Source organism: Consotaella aegiceratis, from assembly GCF_036541425.1.
In the GTDB taxonomy this organism is placed as follows: Bacteria; Pseudomonadota; Alphaproteobacteria; order Rhizobiales; family Rhizobiaceae; genus Consotaella; species Consotaella aegiceratis.
Map to the genome: position 1 here is coordinate 141682 of NZ_JAZHFT010000005.1, position 21920 is coordinate 163601.

General features: G+C 61.5%; 20 protein-coding genes and 1 pseudogene. 16 read left to right on the forward strand and 5 right to left on the reverse strand.

Annotated features, from left to right (window positions below; translation table 11 throughout):
• The first annotated feature begins 39 nt into the window (after positions 1 to 39).
• The 8 genes from SMD10_RS05970 (at position 40) to SMD10_RS06005 (ending at position 8495) form a co-directional block, all read left to right on the forward strand.
• Positions 40 to 1224: a hypothetical protein gene (locus SMD10_RS05970; protein ID WP_331684745.1), complete on the forward strand. Its 1185-nt coding sequence runs from the start codon at positions 40 to 42 to the stop codon at positions 1222 to 1224.
• A gap of 244 nt (positions 1225 to 1468) precedes the next feature.
• Entirely contained in the window at positions 1469 to 2467 is a 999-nt protein-coding gene (locus SMD10_RS05975; protein WP_331684746.1) for an ABC transporter substrate-binding protein, read from the forward strand.
• A 20-nt stretch (positions 2468 to 2487) separates the two neighbouring features.
• A complete protein-coding gene (locus SMD10_RS05980) occupies positions 2488 to 4029 on the forward strand; it encodes a sugar ABC transporter ATP-binding protein (protein WP_331684747.1) in 1542 nt (513 codons plus the stop codon).
• On the forward strand, positions 4022 to 4966 hold the full coding sequence (locus SMD10_RS05985) for an ABC transporter permease (RefSeq protein WP_331684748.1): 945 nt from the start codon (positions 4022 to 4024) through the stop codon (positions 4964 to 4966). The genes SMD10_RS05980 and SMD10_RS05985 overlap by 8 nt, the downstream gene beginning before the upstream one ends.
• Positions 4963 to 5919: an ABC transporter permease gene (locus tag SMD10_RS05990; protein WP_331684749.1), complete on the forward strand. Its 957-nt coding sequence runs from the start codon at positions 4963 to 4965 to the stop codon at positions 5917 to 5919. Before SMD10_RS05985 ends, SMD10_RS05990 begins: the two co-directional genes overlap by 4 nt.
• A 3-nt stretch (positions 5920 to 5922) precedes the next feature.
• Positions 5923 to 6897, forward strand: a complete 975-nt coding sequence (locus tag SMD10_RS05995) for a phosphotriesterase family protein (protein WP_331684750.1) — start codon at positions 5923 to 5925, stop codon at positions 6895 to 6897.
• A gap of 8 nt (positions 6898 to 6905) precedes the next feature.
• Positions 6906 to 7667, forward strand: a complete 762-nt coding sequence (locus tag SMD10_RS06000; protein ID WP_331684751.1) for a creatininase family protein — start codon at positions 6906 to 6908, stop codon at positions 7665 to 7667.
• Positions 7668 to 7685: 18 nt separating this feature from the next.
• A complete protein-coding gene (locus SMD10_RS06005) occupies positions 7686 to 8495 on the forward strand; it encodes a GntR family transcriptional regulator (protein ID WP_331684752.1) in 810 nt (269 codons plus the stop codon).
• Positions 8496 to 8510: 15 nt separating this feature from the next.
• Here the strand turns inward: SMD10_RS06005 and SMD10_RS06010 are convergent, their stop codons facing one another.
• The 5 genes from SMD10_RS06010 to SMD10_RS06030 form a co-directional block, all read right to left on the reverse strand.
• Positions 8511 to 10013 (reverse strand): FGGY-family carbohydrate kinase, encoded by a 1503-nt coding sequence (locus SMD10_RS06010; RefSeq protein WP_331684753.1) that lies wholly within the window; start codon positions 10011 to 10013, stop codon positions 8511 to 8513.
• Between the two features lie 271 nt (positions 10014 to 10284).
• Complete coding sequence (locus SMD10_RS06015) at positions 10285 to 11073, reverse strand: TIGR02186 family protein (RefSeq protein WP_331684754.1); 789 nt, start codon at positions 11071 to 11073, stop codon at positions 10285 to 10287.
• Positions 11070 to 11999 (reverse strand): sulfite exporter TauE/SafE family protein, encoded by a 930-nt coding sequence (locus SMD10_RS06020; RefSeq protein ID WP_331684755.1) that lies wholly within the window; start codon positions 11997 to 11999, stop codon positions 11070 to 11072. The genes SMD10_RS06015 and SMD10_RS06020 overlap by 4 nt, the downstream gene beginning before the upstream one ends.
• Before the next feature lie 535 nt (positions 12000 to 12534).
• A complete protein-coding gene (locus tag SMD10_RS06025) occupies positions 12535 to 13326 on the reverse strand; it encodes an NmrA family NAD(P)-binding protein (protein WP_331684756.1) in 792 nt (263 codons plus the stop codon).
• Positions 13319 to 13885: a hypothetical protein gene (locus tag SMD10_RS06030; RefSeq protein ID WP_331684757.1), complete on the reverse strand. Its 567-nt coding sequence runs from the start codon at positions 13883 to 13885 to the stop codon at positions 13319 to 13321. The genes SMD10_RS06025 and SMD10_RS06030 overlap by 8 nt, the downstream gene beginning before the upstream one ends.
• A 112-nt stretch (positions 13886 to 13997) precedes the next feature.
• Here SMD10_RS06030 and SMD10_RS06035 point away from each other — a divergent pair, with 112 nt between their 5' ends.
• The 8 genes and pseudogenes from SMD10_RS06035 to SMD10_RS06070 all read left to right on the forward strand — a co-directional run.
• On the forward strand, positions 13998 to 14435 hold the full coding sequence (locus SMD10_RS06035) for an IS5 family transposase (protein ID WP_331684770.1): 438 nt from the start codon (positions 13998 to 14000) through the stop codon (positions 14433 to 14435).
• A 354-nt stretch (positions 14436 to 14789) separates the two neighbouring features.
• Positions 14790 to 15263: a C-glycoside deglycosidase beta subunit domain-containing protein gene (locus SMD10_RS06040; protein ID WP_331684758.1), complete on the forward strand. Its 474-nt coding sequence runs from the start codon at positions 14790 to 14792 to the stop codon at positions 15261 to 15263.
• Positions 15260 to 16384 (forward strand): hypothetical protein, encoded by a 1125-nt coding sequence (locus SMD10_RS06045; protein WP_331684759.1) that lies wholly within the window; start codon positions 15260 to 15262, stop codon positions 16382 to 16384. Before SMD10_RS06040 ends, SMD10_RS06045 begins: the two co-directional genes overlap by 4 nt.
• 62 nt (positions 16385 to 16446) lie before the next feature.
• The gene (locus SMD10_RS06050; protein WP_331684760.1) at positions 16447 to 17736 is read left to right on the forward strand and encodes a lactonase family protein; all 1290 of its coding nucleotides are present in this window, start codon (positions 16447 to 16449) and stop codon (positions 17734 to 17736) included.
• A gap of 58 nt (positions 17737 to 17794) precedes the next feature.
• Positions 17795 to 19450, forward strand: coding sequence for a GMC family oxidoreductase (locus SMD10_RS06055; RefSeq protein WP_331684761.1), 1656 nt, complete (start codon positions 17795 to 17797; stop codon positions 19448 to 19450).
• Positions 19451 to 19527: 77 nt separating this feature from the next.
• Entirely contained in the window at positions 19528 to 20655 is a 1128-nt protein-coding gene (locus SMD10_RS06060; RefSeq protein WP_331684762.1) for a Gfo/Idh/MocA family oxidoreductase, read from the forward strand.
• 179 nt (positions 20656 to 20834) lie between these two features.
• Positions 20835 to 21575, forward strand: coding sequence for a DUF554 domain-containing protein (locus tag SMD10_RS06065; RefSeq protein ID WP_331684763.1), 741 nt, complete (start codon positions 20835 to 20837; stop codon positions 21573 to 21575).
• 118 nt (positions 21576 to 21693) lie between these two features.
• A pseudogene (locus tag SMD10_RS06070) lies at positions 21694 to 21920 on the forward strand (hypothetical protein); the annotation flags it as partial.

The following is a 21920-nucleotide window of genomic DNA, read 5'->3' on the forward strand; positions in this document are numbered from 1 at the left end:
AAGTTCCGTCATGGTCGTCGGCAAGGCAGGGAGCCCTTCATGCAGCTTTCGATGTGGACCTATCCCTGGGATCTCCAGGATCAGGGGATAGCGGAGGCGCGCGGCGAACTCTGCAATCGTGCCGGCCTCAACATGGTGAGCCTGGCCACCTCCTATCATGCGGGCCGCTTCCTGCAGCCGCGCAGCCCGAACCAGAAGGCCTATTTTCCCGAAGACGGCACAGTCTACTATCAGCCGGACGAGTCGCTGTGGCAGGACAAGGAGATCCGGCCGCTGATGGCACGCAATGTCATCGAGCGCGGTGACATGCTGTGCCGCCTGGTTGAGGAGCGCGAACGCGGCGGCCCGCAAGTGTCATGCTGGACCGTCTGCCTGCACAACACGCGGCTGGGCATGAAGCATCCGGAGCATGTCACGCGCAACGCCTTCGGCAACCCGAACTACTACAATCTGTGCCCGTCGAGCCCTGCCGCACGCGCCTATGTAACGACGATGGCGCGCGACATCAGCCGCTACAAGCCGGACCGGATCGAACTCGAAAGCCCCAACTTCATGGGCTTCGCGCATGAATATCACCACGAGAAGGATGGCGTCGGGCTCAACGAGGAAGACGATTTCCTTCTGTCGCTGTGCTTTTGCGAGCATTGCATGGCGCGGTCGCGACTGGCCGGCGTCGACGGCGAGGCGGCACGGCGGACCGTTCAGCGCCTGATCGCCGACCTTTGCGAGCGCGAGGTTCCGCACAAGCAGTTTCCCGATTTTCCGAAAGCCGGGATCGACGCCTTTGTCGCGCTGCCCGAACTGCACGCCTATCTCGCTTGGCGCCGCGAGCCGGTGACCAGCCTCATCGCAGACATCCGCGAGGCTACAGATCCGGCCACCAAGGTCGTACTGATCGACCTCAAGGACGGCTGGCTGGGCGGCGTCGATCTGGCAGCGGCGGGGAGGCAGTGCGACGGCGCAATCCTGTGCTGCTATTTCATGCCGCCCGAGCAAGTGCGCGAATTGATCGCAGAAGGGCGGGCCGCCTTGGGCCCCGACAAATTCCTCGGTGCCGGGTACCGCGTGTTCTATCCGGAGGTCACGAGCGCCAGCGCCCTGGCTGCGCGCGCCAAGGCGGCGGTCGATGCCGGGGCCGACGGAATCAACTTCTACAATTACGGCCTGATCCCCCAGAAGCGGCTGGACTGGGTGCGGACCGCCGTCGACGCGCTCCGCTCCTGACGGGAGGCGTCCGCTCGCCTTACCGGCCGATCGCAAGTGGAGGAAGGCCGCGCCTTCGCCCCGGCCTGCCCCCTTCGTCCGACGTGACAACTCTTGTCCCCGCAAGCGCCGGGCGGCGAGCCGAATTGCCGCATTCCGCGACGCGCTGACTTTTTGAGCAATCCTACTTGACTACTTGTATAGACAAGATAGCATCCAGATCGTTATCAACCGAGCGCAGCGCGCTAGGCAGAGAGGACCGCGCATGACCTGGATGAAGACCTGTTTGGCGGCGACAGTCGCCTTCGGCTTGGCCGCGTCGGCGGCTCAGGCGGCAGACAAGGCCAAGATCGGCTATGACATCTATTTCAGCGGCAATTCCTGGTCGGTGCAGTTGTCCAAGGAGTTCGAGGCCGAGGCCGAACGGCATGCCGACGAGGTGGAGGCGACCTATACCGAGTCGGAGCTGAAGACCGATAAGCAGATCGCCAATATCGAGGATTTGATCACCAAGGGCGTCGACGCCATCATCGTCACCCCGATCTCGCCGACGGCCCTGATCCCGGTTCTGAAGAAGGCGCGCGCCAAGGGCATCAAGGTCGTCCTGCTTGCCTCCAAGATCAAATCCCAGGACTACGACCTGCTGGTCACCGTCGACGATGTGGACTTTGGCAAGGCCGGTGCCGAATGGCTCGCCGACAAACTCGGCGGCAAGGGCAAGATCATCGCGTTGAACGGTATCGCCGGCATCTCGGCCAGCGACGACCGCTGGGCCGGCGCGCAGGCCGTCTTCGAGGAATACCCCGATATCGAGATCGTCAGTTCGGTCGATGCCGGCTGGGACTACGCCAAGGCCAAAGTGGCGGTGTCCAACCTGTTGGCGGCCAATCCGGAGATCGACGGCATCTGGTCCCAGGGTGGCTCGATGACGCTCGGGGCGATCGACGCCCTGCAGGCCGCCCAGCGTCCTCTGGTGCCGATGACCGGCGAGGACAACAACGGATATCTGAAGCGCTGGGCCGCGCTGCAGGACGAAGGCTTCGAATCCGTCGCACCCTCCAAGCCCACCTGGCTCGGCTCCGAGACGCTGTTGGCGACGCTGAAGCTGCTTCACGGCGAAGAAGTAGAGAAGGACGAGACCCTGCCGGTGCCGATGATCACCGAGACCAATCTCGACGAGTATGTTCGACCCGACCTGCCGGATTCCTTCTGGAACAACACCCGGCTCTCGGACGAGCAGGTCCGCGCGACCTTCCAGGACTGACGCAGCCGGCCTCCATTGTCGTGAACCAGCCTCCCCGCCCCTCCGAACAGCCTCTGGTCCAGGTGACCGGATTGTCCAAGTCGTTCGGACAGAACAGCGTCCTCAAGAACGTCTCGTTCCGGCTGGAGCGCGGAGAGGTGCTGGCTCTCGTCGGCGAGAACGGCGCCGGCAAGTCGACGATGATGAACATCCTTTCGGGCGGTCTGTCTTACGACGATGGCACCATCACCCTGGCCGGCCGAAGCTATCGGCCGGCCAGCCCGCAGGAAGCGATACGATCCGGCATCGCCCTCGCCCATCAGGAAACGGCGGTGATGCCCGATCTCACCGTGGCCGAGAATATCTATTTCCGGCGCGAGCCGAAAAACCGCTTTGGCCTCATCCGCCAGAAACAGCTTCATGCCGACTGCGCGACCTTGTTCAAGGATCTGGGCTTCGACATCGATCCGTCCCGTTTCGGCTATGACCTGACGGCCGCCGAACGCCAGATCGTCGAGATTTCGCGCGCCATCCTGCGCGAGCCGCAGATCCTGATCCTCGACGAACCGACCGCCTCGCTCTCGGCCCAGGCCGCCCGGCACGTAATGGACCTGATGGCGCGTCTCAGCCAGGGCGGTACGTCCGTCATCTTCATCTCGCACCGTCTGGACGAAGTGATGACGGCAGCCGACCGGGTGGTCGTGCTCAAGGACGGGGAACTCACCCTCGAAGCCCGGCGCGGCGACTTCGACCGGGACAGTCTGATTCAGGCGATGGTCGGGCGCACACTCACCAACGTCTTTCCTGAACGTCCGGCGATCGAGCCCGATCGCAAGGTGGTGTTCGCCTTGGAAGACGCGGCCAATGCCGAGATGCCGCCGATCAATCTGGCGGTGCGTAGCGGCGAGGTTTTGGGGATCGCCGGTCTGGAAGGCCAGGGTCAGAAACCGCTGGCCGCTGCGCTTTGCGGCGACCGCCCGTTCACCCGCGGCCGCGTGGCGCTCGACGGCGCACCGCTCGCTCTGTCTTCCGTGGCTTCGGCGATCAAGGCCGGCATCGCCAGCATTCCTGACGATCGCAAGCACGACGGACTGGCGCTCGGCCTGCCCATCCACATGAACATGAGCCTGTTTGCGATTACCGCCGAGACGCGCTCGGGGCTGTTGCCGCTGGGCCGCGAGATGGCGTTCTGCGAGGACGCACTCTCGCGTTTCTCGATCCGCTCCAGCGACGTCCATCAGCCGGTCGGCGAGCTGTCGGGCGGCAACCAGCAGAAGGTCGTGTTCGCCCGTTGGCTTGCCCATGTCCCCAAGCTTCTGGTGCTGTTCGAGCCGACGAAGGGCGTCGACATCCAGTCGAAATCCGAAATCTACAGGCTCGTCGGCGAACTGACGGACCAGGGTGTCGCCGTCGTCCTGATCAGTTCCGACCTCTTGGAACTCATCGGCCTCAGCGACCGCATCCTGACGCTTTTCGAACGGCGCATCACGGCGGAAGTGCCGCGTGCCGACTTTTCGGAAGAAACGATCATGCGCCATGCCGCGGGGTCACGAACCAGGACCGAGGAGGCGGCCGATGCTTAGGGGGTCCGCCAGCCGCAACTGGATGCTGTCGCTGCCGGCGTTCGTTCTGGCGCTCTTGCTCGCCACGCTGACGAGCCTTCTTTCGCCGTCCTTCCTCACCGACGCCAATCTGGCCAACCTGGCCAATCGCGCTCTGCCGCTCGGCCTCGTCGCGCTGGGGGAAGCCATCGTCCTGTTCGCCGGCCGCATCGACCTGTCGGTGGGGGCCACCATGAGCCTGGCGACCGCGCTGATGGCGACGCTGTCGCCGACGCTCGGCTGGCTGGCGGTACCGCCTGCCCTCGGTGCCGGCGCCCTGGCCGGAGCCGTGACGGCATTCGGCGTGTTCGCGCTGAGGATCAACCCGTTGATCATGAGCCTGGCGACGGGCGCGATCATCCAGGGGGCCGCGCTTCTCGTCCTGCCGTCTCCCGGCGGCGAGGTGGACTATGCCTTCTACGCGCTACTGTTCGAGGCCGACCGTCTGCTCGGCCCCGCCCTCTTCATCCTCGTCGCCTGCTATGCTCTGGCCACGCTCGCCATGGGCTGGACGCGACCTGGCCGGGTCCTCTACGCCTTCGGATCGGATGCCCATGCGGCGTTCGCCAACGGCATCGCCACCTCGAGGGTGGATCTGTCCGCCTACGTCCTGTCCGGCCTCCTGGCCGCTGCGGCCGGCGTGATCCTGTCGATCCGCATCCTCTCCGGCGATCCGCTCATCGGCGTACCCTACACGCTCGACGCGGTGGCGGCGGCCATCCTGGGCGGCGTGGCCTTGAGCGGCGGTCGTGGTGCGCCGCTCGGCGTGCTGTTCGCCGCCGTCTCGCTGGTCTTCATCGGCAACATGTTCAACCTGCTCGACCTCGACACCAATCTCCAGGCGATCGTGCGCGGCCTGATCTTCATCCTCGCCCTCGTCTTCTTCATGCGCGGCAAGGCCGCGGAGGGTGTCTCATGACGATGCTGGCCGCCCGCCTCCACCCGATCCGTCCCTCCAGCGCGACGCTTCGCGCCGCGCTGCTGCTGGCGGTGCTGATCGGCATTCTGTTCTGGGCTACCGGCCGGGTATCCGTGCCTCAGGTGCTCGATAACGCCCGGCAGGCTGCCCCTCTCGGCGTCATCGCCTTGGGGCAGGCGTTGATCCTGATGATGGGTCGCCTCGATCTGTCGGTGGGAGCGACGGCCAGTCTCGCCAACGTGGTTCTGGCGACAGCCTTCGCCGGCGACATCGACAATCTGGCCTTGGCGTTGACGCTGACGCTCGGCTGCGGACTGGCGGTCGGTCTGGCGAATGGCCTGCTCGTGGTGGTTCTGCGGATCCCGGCCTTTCTAGCGACCCTCGCCTCGTCGCTGATGGTGACCGGCATCGTCCTCTACTTCACCGGCGGCAGCCCGCGCGGCTCGATCCCGGTGGAGTTCCGAGTGATCACCGAAGGCTGGCTGGGCGGCGTCGTGCCGTGGTCCGTGGTGATCTGGCTCGTCGTGTCGATCGCGCTTCTCGTGCTCATCCACTTCACGCTCGCCGGCCGCAAGATGCTTCTGTCTGGTGCCAACGCACGCGCGGCCCGCCTCTCCGGCATCGCGGCCGATGCGCTGGTGATCCTGTCCTTCGTGCTGGCAAGCCTGCTGGCGACGCTTGGCGGCATTCTCCTGTCGGCAATCACCGGCATGGCCACGATCGGCATCGCCGACGCCTACACCGTCGATTCCATCGCCGCGGCGGTGATCGGCGGCGCCCTCTTCACCGGCGGGGTGTTTCTGCCCGCCGGCGCCATGGCTGGCAGCCTGATCCTCTTCTTCCTGCAAAGCCTGCTTTACGTGCTGTCGCTTCCCTCGGCCGCGCGCTTCATCCTCCAGGGCGTCATCATCATCGTCGCCCTGGCTCTCGCCAACCTGCAACGGAGGCGTTGACCCATGCCGTTCATCCGCACTCTCACCGGCGACATCGCGCCGGAGGACCTGGGCGTCACCTATGCCCACGACCACCTCTACTGCATCCCGCCGCTCTGGAAGGAAAAGGGCCAGACCGACTTCCTGATCGACGACATCGAAGCCTCGATCAAGGACGTGGAGCTGTTCACCGCGGCCGGTGGCCAAGCCGTCTACGACGCGACCGCCATCGACTACGGCCGCTGCCCGCGCGAGTTGGAGACGATCTCCAGGCGCACCGGCATCAAGATCATCGCCACCGCCGGCTTCAACAAGGCGATCATGTGGCCGGGCCAGATGGCCGGCACCGGCGGCACCTTCGATCAATGGATCGCCGGCCATTCGCGGGCGGAGATCCGCCAGCACGTGGTCAACGAGTTGACCGTCGGCCTGGACGGCACCGACCTGAAGGGCGGCGTCGCCAAGTTCGGCACCGGCTACAACACCATTTCCGAAAGCGAGGACAAGGTGATGCGCGCCGTCCTCGACGCGCACAAGGAGACCGGCTCGCCGCTGCACTCCCACACCGAACTCGGCACGCTGATCCTGGAGCAGCTCGCCATCGTCAAGGAAGAGGGTGTCGATCCGACCCGCCTGACCATCGCCCATGTGGACCGCAACCCCGACCACTGGGTCCATCTGAAGGCCGCCGAGACCGGTGTCTTCGTGTCCTTCGACGGCATCAGCCGCATCAAGTACCACCCCGAGAGCGTGCTCATCGACTGCATCCTGAACCTGGTACGCCACGGCCATCAGGATCAGATCCTCGTCGGCGGCGATATCGCGCGGCGCACCATGTACCGCAACTACGGCAAGGGCGGGCTAGGGCTCGGCTACATCCTGGAAAGCTGGAAGCCGCGCTTCGTCGAACAGGCCAACGACGCCGGCTTCGACGGAGAGGCGCTGGTTCATGCCTTCTTCGTCGCCAACCCGCAGCGCGCCTTCATCTTCAAGCCCTGAGACCCGCATTGACCCTCGAAGAAACATCCGTTGCCCGCCTGAATGATGCTCAGATGCGGGCAGCCTTGGCCAAAAAGCCGGTGTTGCTGTTGCCGATCGGCGCGGTGGAAAGCCATGGCGACCACCTACCCGCAGGCACCGACAATCTTCTGGCCGAGCGGCTGGCCGAGGCGCTCGCGAAACGCCTCGCCGAGACGACGCCGGTGCTGCGCCTGCCCGTGCTGCCCTTTGGGCAGGTGTGGTCGCTCGCCGACGCGCCCGGCTCGTTCACCCTGTCCAACGAGACGGTGACGGCGACCATTGTGGAAATCGCGATGGCGGCCAAGGCCAAGGGCCTCGGCGCGATGGCGGTCATCAACGCCCATCTCGGCAATGCCGTCGCCATTCGCGAAGCCCAGCGCCGCGCCAAGGAGGCCCGCTTCACCATCGCCAGTTTCTTCTATCCCGGGTCCGGCCAGGCGATCGAGGCGGTGCGCGAGCGGCCGGAAGCCCGCGCCGGATATATGCACGCCTGCGAGATCGAGACGTCCTACATGCTTCATCTGGCGCCCGAAGCCGTGGACATGAGCCAGGCGATCGAGAACTATCCGGACTTTCCCGAAGATTTCAGCTCGGTCGCCTATCGCTGGAGCGAGTTCTCGCAAAGCCCCATTCTGGGCGACCCCCGGGCGGCCTCGGCCGAAAAAGGCCGGATCATTCTCGACGCGGTTCTCGCGGCCATGGCAAAAGAAGTCGGTCGACTGTACATGGGGCAAGACCAACGAAGCTGATCATCATTCGAGGCGTGCGTGAGAGCTGAAGCAGCCTTGGCCGGAGACCACCGGCCGATCTACATCCAGATCGCCGAGGTTCTCAGGGCCCGCATCGTCTCGGGATACTATATGGACAAGATCGACGGCGAACTGCCGTTGACGCGCGAGTGGAAGGTCAGCCGCAGAACCATCCAGCAGGCGCTCGACATCCTGGTGCAGGAGGGGCTGCTCGTTCGCCAGCACGGCATGGGCACCTTCATCAACCGCAAGGGCGTCGAGCGGCGCTACCGGGCCATCGCCAGCATTACCGAAAGCATCGAGGCGCAAGGCCTGAAGCCCGTCTTCACGGTCCTGGAAAGCGGATGCTTTGCGGCGTCGGAGGCCGAGGCCGAGTTTTTCCGTCTCGGCTCGGAGGCGCCCGTCTACCGCCACAAGCGTCTCGTGGCGGCCGATGGCCAGCCCTTGGCCCTGGTGGCGACCAGTCTGAACCTGTCGCTTCTCGACGGCCTCGAACTCTCCCATCTCGACAGATCGCTCTACCAGACGCTGCGGACGCAGTTCGGCCGCACCATTGTCCAGGCCGAGGACCAGTACGTGCCGGCCGTGGCGGACGAGGACACCGCCGCCCTTCTGAAAATCGTGCCGGCGAGCCCGATCTTCATCGCCGTGCGCCGCGCCCGCGATCAGACCGGGGCGGCCATCGAGCTGTCACGCATCTCCATGCTGCCGGTGCCGCTGGACATTTACATTCGTCACACCGGCTTCCTGTTCGAGCCCGATGAGAGCTTAACCGAAGAGCCGCGCCAATGGAGCTATGCCATCGGCTTCGGCGACTTCAAAGCGTAAGGCCGGGCGCCGGCCTCAGATGGCAACCGCGGTGAGAACATCCAGCGACGCGCGGCTGGCCACCGTGAAGCGTTCGAAGCCGGCGTCATAGGCCGATTTCATCGCGGAAGCGGGCTCGTGCCGGCGTTGCGCTCGAAACGTTGCCGCGCAGGCTTCGCCGATGGTCTCGTAGTGCCCGTTCGCGACCATGGCGCACAGGGCCGCGCCCTTGGCGCCGAACTGGGTGCCGTCCGGAATCTCGACCGGCGCGCCGGTGACATCCGCGATCACCTGGCACCAGAAGGCGCTGCGCCCTCCTCCGCCCGACAGACGGATCGCGCCGGACAGACCGCCGATCGCCTCGAAGCAATCGCGGATGGCATAGGCCATGCCCTCGTACACTGCGCGCACCATGTCGGGACGGCCGTGCTGCGGCGCCAAGCCCAGGAAACCGGCGCGCGCCTTCGGCTCGATGCGCGGCGCGATCACCCCGCTGCTCGACAGATAGGGCACGAAGGTGACGCCGTTTGCGCCCGCCCGGCTCGCCTCGGCCTCCGCTCCGAGCGCGTCGAAGGGCGCCTCCATGGCCGCCAGATCGGGACAAAGCGTCGACAGGCACCAGTCGATGACCGCGGTGCCCGCCACATTGACCATGGTCTTCATCCAGCGCTGGCCCGGAACGATGAACAAGAGGCCCAGATCCTTGGGCTCATAGACCGCACGATCGAAGATCACGCCGTTAAGACAGGTCGTGCCCAGTACGGTCGCGGCCTGACCCGGCTCATGGCAGCCGGCGCCGAGCAGGCAAGCGCTCGTGTCGCCAGTACCGATCGCCACCGGGGTACCGGCCGCCAGCCCCGTAGCCTCTGCCGCGCCGTGCGACACGGTGCCGGCAAGGGTCTCGCCCCGGCGCACCGGTGCAAGCAGCGGCATCCATTCGGCGACACCGAGCAGACGCGCCGGTTCTTCGTCAAAGGCGCGAGTGACGGCCGAGCCCGGCGACATCGCGGCTTCCGATTCATCGGTGGCGATCTCGCCCGTCAAACGATAGCGCAGATAGTCCTTGGCACACAGCACGTGGCGGGCGCGGGCCAGGTTCTCCGGCTCGTTCTCCTGCAGCCAGGCCAGCACCGGAAGCGTGCAGCCAAGCTGCATGATCGAGCCCGAATGGGCAAACACCTTGGAGAAGAGCTCCGGATCGTCAGCCCACTTGCGATCGACCAGAGCCTGCGACCGGGCATCGTTCCACAGGATCGGCGGACGGACGATCGCGCCGGTATCGTCGATCAGCCACGCCCCGACCATTACGCCGGTGATGCCGATGCCGGCGATCTCCGAAGCGCTTGCCCCTGCCCGAACGAGAAGGGCGCCGATCACCTCCACCGCCGTCTGCCAGACAGCCTCGCCATCGACTTCGGACCAGGCCACGGGCGCAGGCCGAAGCCGCATCCGGCGCGTCACTTCGGCCCGTTCGCGGCCGGTTTCATCGAACAGCGCGGCTTTGAAAACCGACGTGCCAACGTCCAATCCGAGATACATCGCCGTTTGCCCAACTTGTCTACATAGACAGACAAGCTAGCGTAGATTTCGGCTCGATCTCAAGGGTCGAGGCCGATCGATGCCAGCTTTTCGTTACCGGCCGCCACCCTCTTCCTGAATGCGCCCGTCACATCCGTGCCCCGGCAATAGGCCGCGGTCCCCGATGATCTGGAGACTGGGCGGCCGATACCCCGCCTGGCAGCATCCGGGTGTCGATTTGCGGCCAAGAAATCTCATGCCCAAGCCATTCGGCAGCCAAACTGCCGTTCGGTCAGTCCCGTTTGAAGACGATGCGGCCGAACCAGCCGGTGAAGATCGCCAGGAAGACGGCGAACACACCGTAGAGATAGCCGTCGCGCACCGCATAGTCCTGGATCAGGCTTTCGAGCCCGGTCTTGACCACCCAGAGCGGCTCGGAACGCGCCTGCTGCATGATGCCGTCGCGAAACAGGAAGGCACGCGCCATGTGCTGACCGACCGGCAGATCGGCCGGCAGCGCCAGATCGGCTCGAAACAGTGTCGAGCTGACGAAATCCACCGAGCCGTAGGTTTCGGTGTAGAGGCCGGTCGTTTCACGGATGTGCCGGAGCGCCGCTTCGAACTCGTCGCGCTCGGCGGTCTCCTCTGCGGCGTCGCGCGGCAGGCCAAGGCGCAGATAGCTGGTGCCGAGCGAAAGCTGGCGCAGCGTCTCTTCGCGCGTCGCATCGGTCAGCCGGCGGGTCGAGGCCAGCGAATAGGACGCCGGCGCGGTCTCGAAGCTTTCGGAGTCGCGATTGATCCAGAGCCCGAGGACACGCGCCTTCTTGCGCACCACCACGGGACGTCGCGGCCCTTCCAGCGCGACGACGATGTCGTAGCGGCCCTGGCGCAGCAGCTCGTAGTCGGCGTTGTCGAGCACGCCGAAGATTACCAGCCGCGCCCCATTGAAGTTCGAGGTGATGGCGATCCGGTCCGTCGACAGCCCGATCTCGAACGATTCGCGCTGCTGCGCCATCGCCGGCTCGCCCGCCAAGCCGGCGAAGAGAAAAAGGGCGAGCAGCCGGATAGCGCCGAGGATCACTGGAGTTCTCCGGCAGGAGAGGTCAACGAATAGGGATTGTCCGGCGTCAGGACGAGTTCGACGCCCAGACGCACGCACACGGCGAGCACGAGAATGGCGAGCAGCGCGCGCAGCTGGTCGCCGCGCAGCCTGCGCCCCGCCTGCGCGCCGAACTGGGCGCCGACCACGGCGCCGACCATAAGCAGGAAGGCCAGCACGATGTCGACCGTGTAGTTCATCCCCGCCTGCAGAACGGTGGTGATCGCCGCCGTGCACATGATCTGAAACAGCGAGGTGCCGACGACGACTTTGGTCGGCACCCGCAGCAGATAGATCATCGCCGGCACCATGATGAAGCCACCGCCGACGCCCATGATGGCCGCGAGCAGCCCGATCAGGGCCCCCAGGCCGAACACGGGAATGACCGAGACGTAAAGCTTGGAGCGCTTGAAGCGCATCTTGAAGGGCAGGCCGTGGATCCAGCTGTGATGGGACTTGTGGCGAACCTCGCCGGTCCCGCCGCCCTTCGAGCGAAACATGGTGTTGATGCTCTCGACCAGCATCAGCCCGCCAACGGTGCCGAGGAAGACGACGTAAAGCAGCGAGACGGCGAGGTCGAGCTGGCCGAGACGGCGCAGTACCGTATACAAGGCAACGCCGGCGACAGAGCCGATCATGCCGCCGATCAGAAGCATGATGCCGAGCTTGAAGTCGACCGCGCCGCGTCGGTATTGCGCCAGCGTGCCGGAAAACGACGACGCCACCACTTGGTTGGCGCCGGTCGCCACGGCCACGGCCGGCGGAATGTTATAGAAGATCAGCAGCGGCGTGATCAGAAAGCCGCCGCCCACCCCGAACATGCCGGACACGAACCCGACAGCTGCCCCCATCCCGATGATCACGAACACATTGATCGAAAGTTCGGCAATCGGCAGGTAAAGGGTCACGGTGATATCAGTCCAGACTGCCGAGAACGTCGGCCATCGTTATCATAGAGACGTCGCTGTTTGCCCCAGAACGGGATGAGGGCATTGCAGAAGTGCCGCGACTCGGTCGCCCACTCCGAAACTCTGCGCACGCCGATAACGGCCTTTTAAAGATCACGCCTCGCGCCGAGCTCGGACCGGGACAGCCGTTGCCATCTTCACCTTTCCTGAGAGGGCCGATAGAACGCCGAAAAGCCGGCCGAAACCTTAGAGCGTCCTTCGTCGATGCACCATGTCTCGGTCTCTACATCATTGAAGGCGACGACGCGAGGCGGCAGATCAAAGACCGGGGATGGCCGCTCGTCCGCTGCGAGCGCAGAGTGGACGGACGGCCGGACGGACCCATTGCGCAGGCTCGATCGCGGCCACTCGCACGGAGGGTGCGGCATCGCCCCATCCTCCCGTTTCTGCCTCGCGGCTTTCGCCCTGTCGATCGTCTCAGCAGCGCTTCGGGCGAGGCCCTTGATACCAGGCTTGAGCGCTTCGGCTCCGGCGCTCAACCGGCTGCGCTCTGCTGCGAGGCGAGCGCGGTCGCGAAGTCGCGATAGGAGTGGAGCGGGCGGCCGAGGAGCTCGGTCAGGCGCTCGACGTCACCCGCTTCCGGGATCATGCCGTCGCTGACGTAGCGTTCAGCCATCAGGCGCATTTCATAGGCCGTCCACTTCGGCATGACGCCGGCCATGGCCTGCTCGAAACCGCTCGGGTCGTCACCGCCATAGGCAATGGGACGACCGAGAACCTCCGACCAGATCGCGGCGACCTCGGGGCCGGTCAGCGTGTCGGGGCCGACCAGATTGATGGTCTCGACCGGCAGCTTGCCCGGCGCAGAATCGCGGCGGATCAGTTCGATCGCGGCGACCTCGGCGATGTCGCTTGCGTCGACCATGGCGACGCCCTTGCTGCCGATCGGCATGGGATAGACGCCGTGATCGAAAATGACCTCCTTGTCGATGAAGTAGGTCGGGCGCAGGATCGTGGCGCTGAAATCCATGTCGACGAGCATCCGCTCGCCGCCGGCTTTCACTGCGAAGTGCGGCACGTTGACAGAATGATCGGCGTTGAACACCGACAGATAGACGACCCGCTCGACACCCGCCTCGCGGGCGATGTTCAACGTGATGATCGCCCGTGTGAATTCGTCGCCGGTCACCGCGTTGAGCAGGAAGAGCGTCCGAACGCCTTGGAACGCAGCGCGCAAGGCATCGAGATCGAGCAATTCGCCCTCGGCGATCTCCACGCCGGTCGGGAAATCGGCCTTCGAGGCATCGCAAAGCTTGCGATTACCCACAAGTCGGGCCGGGATGAAGTTCGGTTCCGATATGAATGTCGATGAGCCGCCGCCATCCTCGCCAGACGACCATGTTGCCAGGTGGAGGATCGGACGCCCTGGCGAGATAGCCGCCGAGACGGGCCAGCTTGATCATGTAGAGCTGAAGCGTGCCCGGTTTTGCTCCGCGGTTGCCGCTGTCAGCGAAGAGGCGATCAAGGATGGCGATTTCCCCGGGCGTCAGCGCGGTGGCCGGGTCAGCGTCGGGCGCGGCGCGAGCGATCATGGTCATCCACATCACACGCCAACTGACGATGGAAAAGAGCGCGACGAGATTGGCGAGACGATCGGCCGTGCGCAGCTTGGCATCCTCGGCTTGGCATCCCGACTTCAGGATCTTGTGGAAGAGCTCGATCTTCCAGCGCATGGCGTACCAGTGCAGCTTCTCGACGGCCTCGTCGAGGGAGGCTACATCGATGTCCGTGACGAGCTTCCAGAGGATCGGTTTGCGGCCGTCCGAAACGCCAAAGCAGGTCCGCGAATCGACGGCCGAGACGAGCGTCCTTGAACGCCCGGGCATCGACCTCGCCTTCCGACCAATGCTGCAAACGTGCCGACCGTTGCTCCTTCATACGCGCCATTGAGCACCTCACCGCATCATCAGGTGCTCACACAGGAATCATAGCCGATTCATCGGGTTCAAGAACTTTGGCCCAAAATCCCGAAGGCGGTCCCGGCACTTATGGGTAATCGCAAGCTTCGCCGCAGGATTACCGCTGGGCCGCCCCTTGCGCTTCATCGTCACCGCAGGCCAGGTGGGCGATGTCACCCAGGCTCCCGCCTTGCTCGAAGGACAAACAGGCGAGGCCGTGCTCGCCGACAAAGCCTATGACAGCAATGCCTTGCGCGCCATCATCGCCCGATCCGGCGCCGAAGCGGTGATCCCTTCAAACCGCACCCGCAAGATCGCCATCCCACACGACGCCGTCGTCTACAGGCAACGCAATCGGATCGAGCGATGCTTCAATCGCCTCAAGCATTTCCGCCGCTTCGCAACACGCTACGAGCGACGCACAATCCACTTCGTCGGCTTCGCAGCCCTCGCCGCTATCATGCTCTGGATGGCCTGATTGTCGATCCGTCCTAGGGCTTTTGGCGTTCGCGCCCCCTTGCTCGTCACGCGGCAACGAAAACGAAATAATTCAATTATTGAACGATAATAGCTGTTCTCTTGCGCCGTAATGACACATAAACTACATATCCGACAAGGTGTATGGGTGGTGATCGGAATCATTTGGGAGGCCAGCGGATCGAACTCGTGCCTTTGATGCTGAACAGGCGGATCTGCGCCGACGTAGAAGCGAACGCGTTGCAACTCCTGAGGGGCGAAAGAGATCCGACAATTTTCGCTAAACAGCAACTTGGGTTCGGATTCGGGTCAGCCAAAATATAAATCAGAATTATTCGAAATAGGAGGAAATAATATGTTTGAGAACTTTCTCATCAGGTCGAACAGCTTAAGGAATGAAAAAAAAGACGATAAGATTATTGGGTTCACGCTCGCGGTGCGTCATGCCAACTATCGCGGTGTATACCTGTCGTTGCACAACGGCTACTACATTGAAGTCGATGCTCGCGAATATCCCAGGGAAGCCCAGCAGTTCGAGATTAACGGGCAGCCGCCAAGATCCTTTGAGGATCTTAAGGCGGCAACCTCCGAACACTGGGACTATGACGACGAGGCGATCCTCCATGTGGCCTCGCCCGGGGGGCTGGCGCCGGGAATGCATACGATCCGCTTTCAGCAGTCCGTCTTGGCGGCGTACGGCTACCTTCCGACCGACGAGGAATGGGTCCGCAATCCTCCAAAGCCGGGATCCGGCGCAGGATCCGATAAGACCCCTCAGATCGTCGCATATTCACTCGTTTTGAATACGGATGAGGAGTCTGGACAATGAAGCGCGGGGTCTCTCTCTACAGTTACCAGCAAACGCAGTTCTTCAAAGAGCTGTCTTTGGAAGAGCAGATCGCTGAGGTTGGCAATAACCTGCATGGTGCCACGGGAATCGAAATTGTCGACGAGATGTCGCTTCGATATCCCGATCCGGGAGATGCGTTCGTCCATCAATGGTTTGCATGGATGGAACGTTACGGAACAGAGCCCGTCACGATGGACGTCTCCATGGACGTTCTGCAGTTCCGCGACCATGTCATGAGCATCGAGGAGTGCGGCGAGAGGCTCAAACAGGACCTTCGGCTCGCCAAACGTCTCGGATTTCGCAATGTGAGGGTGCTGTCGGTCGTTCCACTGAGCGTCATGCTTGCGGCTCTGCCGGACGCCGAAGCTCTCGATATCCGGCTTGGAAAGGAGATCCATCAACCAATGCCCCTCGAGGGGCAGCAGGTGACGGAAATCGTCGACTTTATCGAAAAGTCGGGGACGAAGCATCTCGGAATCGTGCCGGATTTTGGAATTTTCGGGCGCCGGCCGTCGGAGGTTCATTTGGCCTGGTTCGAGCGCCGTGGAGCCAAACGTGAAGCCTGCGAAGCTGCCCTTGAGCTCGCGGAACTGCTCCATGGCGGCAGGGCTCCGTTCGGCTTTGTTGATATGTCCTACGCGACCGCCGGCAATTTGCGCGCCGATTTCGGGCGCTTTCTCAAGACAGGGGAATGCCAGCCTCAGTTCGCCGATGCCTTTGGCGGCGTGAAGGCCTTTGCTGATCGAGCTTTTTCCGAGGCGACGGAGCTCGATTATACGGTGGTTTCCGAAGCATTGATGCTTTCTAACACGTCTCCCGAGGTTCTGCGCGAGCTTACAGCCGCCGGCCATGTGGTGAGTGTCCACGGCAAATTCTACAACATGTCGCCTATTCCAGATCGCCCAGGCGAATTCCAAGACATGTCCATCGACTACGAGTCGGGCATCAACGCTCTGAAGTCCGGAGGATTCCAAGGTTATATCAACTCGGAATACGAGGGGCAAAGATACTTTCAAGATCGGGGTCGAGAAGAGATGATGAGCGAGGTTGAACAGGTCCGCCGCCATCAAGAAATGCTGAGGAGGATTATCGGAGAATAGTAGATCTCTGATGGCGTTTATTGCGCAAATTTAAGCTGAGTTGAGGAGGGAAATCTTTGAAAATGACCAGAAGACAATTTACAGCAGGTGCTGCCGCTGTGGCAGCTGCTGCGGTTGGCAATCGAGAGGCTTCGGCCGCCAGCGCGTCTCAAGGTGAACTACATCGGCTGATCGCCTATGTAGGCTCTTACAAGAATGGACCGACCCCCGGAGGTGGCGGCGTCTTCTCGTTCGAGGTCGGGTGGGACGGCAGTGCGCTGACGCCATTGGCTCGGGTTACCGAGCCGAATGACGCGGGCTATCTGGTCTATGCGGCCAATACCCACACGCTGTATGTGGCCAACGAGCACAAGAACGACGGTCGAGGCCCGGTGGATCCGCCGGCCGCGGTTCATGCGTTCTCCGTATCTCAAACGGATGGCGGCTTGACTTGGCTGAACTCGGAGCGGACTCCGGGCGCGAACCCGTCCTACTTGTCCGTCGCCAAGGAGCGGGGCGCTCTTTTCGCTGCAACGCACGGCGGTTTCGATCACATCGAGCACGTCGTGAAATCTGCCGAGGGTACCTGGGGGTCCGAATACCTTTACGATGACTCGACCGTCATCATGTTCGATCTGGAGACGGACGGTCGGATCGCGGCAATCCGGGATCTGATCGCTCTGGAAGGACATGGCAACGATCCCAACACATCTCCTCAGGTAGGCGGGCACGCCCAGGCCAGCGCGCATGCGCATTGCGTGGTCGTCGATCCTTCCGAGGGTTTCGCGATCGTTTGCGACAAAGGCACCGACCAGATCTTCGTCTACCGTCTGGGCGTGACCCTGGAAGAAGCGTCCGTCTTCCGTACGCCTGACGTGACCGGTCCCAGGCACATCGTCTTTGATCCCAAAACGAGTCGCGCGCTGATGACATGCGAACTCTCGTCCGAACTGATGTCATTCGACTTCGACGCGACCACCGGCACGCTGGCCCTCCTGGACAAGACGTCGACTGTCGCAGACTCGTTCGACGGGTACAATGAGCCAGCGGATTTGCGGCTGCATCCGAACGGTTCCTTTGCCTACGTGAACAACCGGGGTGAAGACTCGGTCGCCTGGTTCAGCGTCGATGAACGAGGGAAACTCACCCGGCTCGGTTCTGTCCAACTGGCAAAGTCGGTTCATCCCGGCTTGGCCGCAAGGAGCTTCGTGCTGGATCCAACAGGAACTTTCATGCTGGTTGCTGATCGACCAGCCAATCTCGTGCGCTCCTTCGCTGTGAACGAACACGACGGGAGTTTGAGCCCGCTTACCGAAATTTCCGTTCCCGAACCGGCGTTCATCGTCTTCGCCGAGCTGCCGGCATCTGCCTAGCCACAAGTGATGTGCCCCGCTGGAAGCCGATCTTTTGGCGGGGCAATCGAGGTCCGAAATGAACAACACGAAGTACGATGCCATAGTAATCGGCTCGGGAGTGGCCGGCAGCATTGCTGCAAAGGAGCTGACCGAACGGGGGCTGCATACGGTTCTGCTCGAGGCTGGGCCATTCCTTGGCGAGAAGGATTTTCCACCCTCGATGGATGCAAAGACGCTCAAAGGCGTCGATGTTCTTTCTCGTATGAAAATTGCGCTTACCGGGCAGATGATCCAGGCGCGAGCGACTTACATCAGCGACGAAAATCGACACTTGTTCGTCAATGACCGGGAGAACCCTTATACTACACCGCTTGGTAGGTATTTTTTATGGATAAGAGGCCGTCAGCTTGGCGGTCGGTTGCACACCTATGGGCGCGTGCTACTGCGGATGTCTGATTATGATTTTAAGGCTGCGAGCCGCGACGGCTATGGCCAGGATTGGCCGATCAGCTATTCAGATCTTGCCCCGTATTATGATCGTATAGAAGAATATATCGGCGTCTATGGCTGCGATGATCATGTTCCAAACTTGCCGGACGGTCACTATATTAAATCCCCGATACTGACTGAATCTGAGAAAAAGTTCAAACGGAACGTCGAAGCCAAGTGGCCCGAGCGTAAAGTCATCAGCTGGCGTTTTGCTGGCCCGAATTTGCGCCGTGTACCGCGCGGCGTTCAGTCTGCAATCGACACTGGATTGCTCGATCTGCGCACCAACGCGGTGGCAAAGAGGTTGGCTATCGATCCGAGCTCCGGCAAAGCAACCGGAGTTGTCTACGTCGACCGAAAAAGTCGGGAAGAACGTTCCGTTCATGGAAAAGTGGTCGTCCTCTGTGCATCGGCGATCGAATCTGTCCGCTTGTTGCTGAATTCCGCATGTTCGAGTCATCCGAACGGCGTTGGGAATTCCTCAGGGCATTTGGGCCGGTATTTCATGGACCAAACGCCGAGCTTGGTTGTGGGCTCGGTTCCCGACAGCCAAGGTTGGTATGAGGACGACACAGTCCCGCAAGATCCGTCGCGTCGTGCCGTCGGCGGCATCTACGTCCCGAGGTTCCAAAATCTGGACACGGTGACACACCCCGATTTCATCAGAGGATTCGGCTACCAAGGCGTTGTCGGTCGATGGTTCGTTCCTGACGGGCAGCCGTCTCAGTTTGGCTTGATGGGGTTCGGCGAGATGCTCGCGCGGGAAGAGAACCGCATCACGCTCGACCGGAGGACGAAGGATGCCTGGGGTATCCCAGCCCCGCGCATCGATTGCACGCTCGGAGAGAACGACTTGAAGTTGATGAAGGAGCAGCTTCGATGCGTGAAGGAAATGGTGCTTGATAACGGATTCAAAATTGACTTTGCCGGCACGGCTTTGGGGCTAGACGAGCCTAATACGGCAATGCGCAATAGTTCTCAATTGATGCGCCTATTCTTTCGCTATTCTTTCGGGAAAAGTCTCGGCATTGGAGCCGCCATCCACGAAAGCGGCGGCGCACGAATGGGCAACGATCCGAGCAATTCGGTTGTCAATCAACACAATCAATGTTGGGACGCGGATAATGTTTTCGTCACCGACGCGAGCAGTTTCGTTACAGCCGGCACGGTGGGGCCGTCGCTTACTATAATGGCTATAACTGCAAGAGCATGCGAATTTATTGCCAGTAGGCATAGTTGCTAAGAAGTTCTACTCACTATCACCTTGTCTCCGACGCGGCGCCCTATGAACCACGAACGGGTCGTCTCGATGAGATTGCTATGGCGCGAGAAGTTTCTGAGACCCAGGGGGCATTTCAAATGAGTGACCCGCATATTCGTGTTGGCATCGTCGCCGCCGACCACAGTGACGCTGTAAGAAACCTACATCGACAGGCAATCCTTTCCTGTCCTCGCTTTCGGGTCGTTGCGGAGGTGGCGCTGGAAGACGCGAATGTCAGTGCTGACGAGCCTAGGCAATTGGGGTCAGTCGTGTCACAGGGGGGTGCCCATCAGTCGGCGGAGCAAATGCTCTCGGCGCAGGCGCTTGACGATAACCCTATTGATGTCGTGTTGATCATTGCCGATGCGGAACGATCGGCGCCCCTTGCTTCGCTCGCCCTGGCAGCGGGCTGCCACGTGATCTGTGAGGCTCCTCTCGCGAGTGATAGCAAAACGATCCGTGAACTCGCTCGACAAAGCATCCATGTCGAACGACTGGCTCTCGTGTCAGATCGTCTGGTTGGGTGTGAGCAACTCATTTTTCTTCGAGAGCTTATCGAAAGCGGAGTCTTGGGGCGTGTAGGAAAGATCGTCGTCGAAGTGGCTGATAATCGAGAATCTGGATTCAATACAGCCGATTTTGGTCTTCACTCGATACTTCGAAAGGCGGTCAGTATTAGCGATTTGATCGCGGTAGAACGCCTTGATCACGTTTTGGCGGATACGTCTGGGCGTGAGGCTGGCACGATCAATGGAGACGTCGCGCAGGTCTTCTTGCGCTATGCATCTGGAGCAAGGGGCGCTCTCCTCGCGTGGCGAACGCATCCTGGGATTGAGCTCTGGGCTCAAGCTCGAATCTATGGCGCCTCGGCCTCGGTGACATGGAGATCCGAAGAGCCCGAGAGACTATGGATTGATCGGGCCGACGGTTCAAGTGCAATATTCCGCGGAAGGGTGCAAGAGGAAATTGCAAGTGAGCCGCCACCACCGCACTCATATGCCAGGGAGCTCGGTGCGCTGGCAAATATATATTGTGGTTTGGCTGCCGCAATAGACGCACCAAATTCAGCCATCGGGCGGACGCAACTGCTGCGAACCGCGCAAAAAGCGGCAATCTATGAAGAGATCATCGAAGCATGCCGTCGGTCTGACCAACGCGGTTGCGTTTGGGAGTCGATTGCATCTTAACGATACTGTCGCGTACGAAGCCTATTCGCGGATCAATAGAATAATATAATATGGACAAATGGTTACCTTGATTATTTCGTCTCGTCCGCGATAGTTATATAAAAATCGAAAAAGATCGTTGGTATTTCAATGATAAATCTAACAAAATCCAAGATAGATTTTCTGGTAAAAACACTCTCATGATCGGTCCAATTATTAATTCTTCATGTGTGTTCATTGGCGGAGTCATTGGCGGACTTACCGGTAACCGATTGGGCGAAAAATTCCGGAAGCAACTTCCGTTGACATTCGGAGCTGCGTCCATGGGGATGGGTATCCCAATGATTGCAAATATGCACGCACTGCCAGCGGTCATTGGGTCTCTTTTGTTCGGTGCGATTATCGGAGAGATACTCTCAATCGAAGCGAAAATCGGTCGAGCAGCTTCTGCTGTCCGGATATTTATAGATAAATTTTCTCCAAAAAAACAAGGATCCACACTATCGCACGAGGCGTACCTGGACCTGTTTACGGGGATCCTGGTGCTTTTTGTCGCTTCTGGAACCGGAATTTTTGGATCGATGAACGAGGGTCTTACTGGGGACCCGACGATACTTTTCACCAAATCGTTACTTGATTTGCTTACTGCAACCATTTTTGGAACTTTGCTTGGTCTGCCGGTCGCGTTGATCGCCATTCCTCAGTTCATTGTACAGGTCGTCCTGTTGATCTTGGGTCAAGCAATCCTCGCGCTGACCACTCCAGCGATGATGACCGACTTCTCGGCGCTTGGCGGGATCATTATGCTCGTAACGGGGCTCCGTGTTTGCGGCATTAAGTCGTTTCCAATCGCCAACCTCCTTCCGGGCCTAATTATTGTTATGCCGCTGTCGCATCTCTGGGTAAGTATCGTCGTGCCAGCCATCCAAAGGTTGAGTTAGCCGGGGTACTGACTGGTGCCCGCTCGCCAGCGTCGCGGCTGCGGCGATGATACCTCTCCGAAACCACCCTCAAAGCGAGCGCGCGGTGCGCTCCGGGGATCGGCGAAGGAGGCGAATAATGGAGTTCTATGCGGGGCTGGACATGTCGCTCGAGTCGACGAGCGTGTGCGTGGTGGATGGCGAGGGCAAGCTGGACAGTTCTTCTGTAACGGGCCGTCCTGGGTCAACCCCAATTTCCCTACATCCTGTCGCCGAGGTCATGCTTCTGTCCGCAGTCGCTGAAAGGCGCTGCATGATGGAGTGGGAATGGGACCAGCCGATCGATCTAAAAAGCGCAGTCACCTG